Below are 332 nucleotides of genomic sequence, written 5' to 3'. Positions count from 1 at the left end.
GTCGCTCGACCGCGTCGCGCGCGCGGGCATCGCCGAGGTCGCCGAGGCGGTGCCGGATGCGGTGGGCGAGTCGATCGTGCGCCGCGTGCGCGCGGAGGTGTGGGGGCGGGAGATGCCCGACGCCCCGCACATCCCGGCCGGCGCGGGCTTCGCCGCCGTGAGCCTCGGCTTCCTCGGCGAGGACGCCGTGACCTCCTACGAGACCGGTCCCTGGACCCGCCTCACGACCCGGCGCGGCCACATCCTGGTCAAGCGCCGCGCCTGGACGCTCTCCCGTTAGAGCGACGCGGCGATGGCGCGTCCGGCGGTGCGGCCCGTGAAGAGGCAGCCGC

Annotated in this window: 1 pseudogene; it reads left to right on the top strand. The window is 76.8% G+C overall.

The window, feature by feature from the left end:
• Positions 1-280: pseudogene (locus tag FJ658_RS15770) on the top strand (hypothetical protein); the annotation flags it as partial.
• Positions 281-332 lie beyond the last annotated feature (52 nt).

Origin of the sequence: Schumannella sp. 10F1B-5-1, from assembly GCF_006517535.1 — a bacterium.
Classification (GTDB): domain Bacteria; phylum Actinomycetota; class Actinomycetes; order Actinomycetales; family Microbacteriaceae; genus Schumannella.
The sequence above is the reverse complement of the archived record's forward strand: the minus strand, read 5'-3'. Positions and strand labels throughout refer to the sequence as shown.